General features: G+C 74.8%; 3 protein-coding genes. 2 read left to right on the top strand and 1 reads right to left on the bottom strand.

All coding sequences use genetic code 11. From position 1 onward, the window contains the following. Window positions 1-1068 (top strand): aminotransferase-like domain-containing protein (locus tag C1J01_RS47260; protein WP_111185603.1); only part of this gene is annotated, 1068 nt, incomplete at its 5' end. A gap of 22 nt (window positions 1069-1090) precedes the next feature. Then, window positions 1091-2029, top strand: a complete 939-nt coding sequence (locus C1J01_RS47255; RefSeq protein WP_111185601.1) for a Gfo/Idh/MocA family protein — start codon at window positions 1091-1093, stop codon at window positions 2027-2029. Window positions 2030-2040: 11 nt separating this feature from the next. Here C1J01_RS47255 and C1J01_RS47250 read toward each other — a convergent pair. Further along, window positions 2041-3004, bottom strand: a 964-nt coding sequence (locus tag C1J01_RS47250; RefSeq protein ID WP_111185599.1) for an MFS transporter, incomplete at its 5' end; no start/stop codon positions are given.

The raw sequence follows: 3004 nt of genomic DNA, 5'->3' as shown, positions 1-3004 counted from the left end.
CATCGCCCCACCTCCCCCGACCTCGGCCACTTCCCCCGTGAACGCTGGCTGTCGGCCGTCAGGCACGTCCTGACCACGGTACCGTCCGACGCCCTCGATTACGGGGACCCCGGCGGCGTGCCCGAGCTGCGCGAAGAGCTGGCCGGATACCTGCGCCGGGTCAGGGCGGCCGACGTGCGCCCCGAGAACCTCGTCATCGTCGGCGGTGTGGCGCAGGGGCTGAGCCTGGTGTTGCAGGTGCTGGCCGGGCAGCGTCCGCTCCGGCTGGCCGTGGAGGACCCGGCGAGCCACCGCCAGCTGCCGCTGCTCAGGCGGGCGGGGGCGCAGCTCGTGCCGGTCCCGGTGGACGAGCAGGGCCTCGACGTACGCGGGCTGAGCGGCGACGCCGTGCTCGTGACGCCCGCCCACCAGTTCCCGACGGGCGTCGTGCTCTCGCCGGAGCGGAGGGCGGCGCTGGTGGAATGGGCCCACGCCGGCCATCGGGTCGTGCTGGAGGACGACTACGACGCCGAGTTCCGCTACGACCGCGATCCGGTCGGCTGCCTGCAGGGGCTGGCGCCCGACCGGGTGGTGCTGTCGGGCAGCGTGAGCAAGTCGCTCGCGCCGGGCCTGCGGCTGGGCTGGGTGGCGGCGCCGCCCGACCTGGCCGAGGCCGTCCGCCGCGCCCGGGGCCAGCTCGACCTCGGCTCCCCGGTCGTCGAGCAGTACGCGCTGGCGCACTTCCTGCGCACCGGCGGTTACGACCGGCACCTGCGGCGCATGCGCAGGGAGTACCGCCGCCGCCGTGACGCGCTGGTCACCGCCCTGGCCGAGCTGCTGCCCGCCGTGCGGGTCGGGGGGATCGACGCGGGCCTGCACGTCTACCTGGAGCTGCCGGCCGGCTGGGACGAGCAGCGTACCGTCAGGATCGCCACGGAGCTGGGCCTGTCGGCCGAGCCCGTCGGGCCGATGCGCGAGGCGGAGGGGCCGGCGGCGGTGGTGGTGGGGTTCGCGCGGCTGCCCGCGCACAAGGCCGCGGAGGCCGTTCGAGGCTTAAAAGCCAATATGTCAGGACAAAACGCTGACTGAGGGATAAAACGTTGGAGGTGCCATGCGTGTGGGATTGATGGGTCTTGGCCGGATCGGAGCCTTCCATGCCGCGACCCTGGCCGCGCATCCGCTGGTCGAGGAGCTCATCGTGGCCGACCCCGTGCGTACGTCGCCGTACGGCCGGCCGGGGGACCCGTTCGAGGCCGACGCGGTGGTGATCGCGACCCCGACCAGCACCCACGCCGAGCTGATCGTCAAGGCGTGCCGCCGGGGCGTGCCGGTCTTCTGCGAGAAACCGGTGGCGGGCACGGTGCCCGACACCGTCAAGGTGCTGGAGGAGTGCGCCGGCCACCGGGTGCAGATCGGGTTCCAGCGCAGGTTCGACCCCGGCTACGTGGCCGCGGCGGCGGCGCTGCGGGCCGGCGAGCTGGGCGAGCTGCACCGGGTGCACCTGGTGACGGCGGACCCGGCGCCCCCGCCCGCCGACTACATCCCGCTGTCCGGCGGCATCTTCCGCGACTGCCACATCCACGACTTCGACATCCTGCGCTGGGTGACCGGCCGCGAGGTCGTCTCGGTCTACGCGACGGGCGCCAACCGGGGGGCCGCGTTCTTCGCCGAGGCGGGCGACGTGGACACCAGCGCCGCGCTGCTCACCCTCGACGACGGCACGCTGGCCACCGTGCAGGGCTCCCGCTACAACGGCGGGGGGTACGACGTGCGCATGGAGCTGGCCGGCACCGAGCGCACCCAGGCCGTCGGGCTCGGCCCCCGGGCCCCGCTGCACTCCACGGAGGGCCTGCCGGAGCCCGACCGGCCCTGGCCCGACTTCGTGGCCCGGTTCGAGGAGGCGTACCGGGCCGAGATCGACCACTTCCTGCGCGGCGGCCCGAGCCCGTGCACGATCGAGGACGCGCTGGAGGCCCTCTACGTCGCCGAGGCCGCCGACCTGTCGCTGCGCGAGCGCCGTCCCGTCGAGGTCGCGGAGGTGCGGGGGTGAGGCCGTCCCGGTCAGGCGGCTGAACGGGCCCGCTTCGGCGCGAAGCCGGGGGCGAGCAGGATGATCGCGGCGGACAACACCAGCGGCGCGGCGAACGCCACCCGCATGTCCGCCGCGTCGGCCAGCCCGCCGACCAGGGCCGCGCCGACGACGAAGCCGACGTAGTTGAAGAGGTTCACCCGGGCGATGGCCACCCCGGTGCCCGCCGGGTCGAGCCGCCCGGCCGCCGAGAACGACTGCGGCGCCACCACCGCCAGCCCCACCCCGGTCAGCCCGAACGCGACGATGCCCAGCACCTGGTTCGGGGCCAGGACGACGCCCAGGAACCCGAGGGTGGCCAGCACACCGCCGATCCTGACGACCGCGACGGGGCCGTGGCGCCGGACCGCGAGGTCGCCGCCGAGCCGGACGGCCAGCGTGGCGGCCTGGTAGGCGACGTACGCGAGCGGGATCACCCTCGGGCCGGCCGCCAGCACGTCCTTCATGAAGACGGTGGTGAAGTTGGAGACGGCGGCGTCGCCGACGTACAGGAAGCCCATGGCCAGGCAGAGGGGGACGATCGGCCGCCACGGGAGCCGGCCGGCGACCTCGGCCGCGACATCGGCCACGGCCGGGACCTTCTCCTCCTCCAGGGCGCACAGATGACGCCCGGCGTAGAGGGAGCCGGCCACCGCGAGCACCATCGGGATCGCCATGACGAGCGCCGGCGGCAGGCCGGCCGCCGCCGACGCCCACAGCGCCGCCGCCATGCCGAGCGCGCTCCACACGCAGTGGAAGCCGTTCAGCACCTCGACGCCGTAGCGGCGTTCGACCGCCACGCCCTGCATGTTCATGCCCGCGTCCACCGCGCCCACGGCCACCCCGAACACCAGCAGCGCCGGCACCAGCAGCGCCAGGTCGGGCGCGAGCCCGGCGAGCACCACGGCGGCGGCCACCACCGGCTGGGCGACGCGCAACAGCGGCCTGCTCCCCACC

Source organism: Nonomuraea aridisoli, from assembly GCF_003236395.1.
GTDB lineage: Bacteria > Actinomycetota > Actinomycetes > Streptosporangiales > Streptosporangiaceae > Nonomuraea > Nonomuraea aridisoli.
Note: the sequence above shows the minus strand (reverse complement) of the source record. Positions and strands in the feature narration are given on the sequence as shown.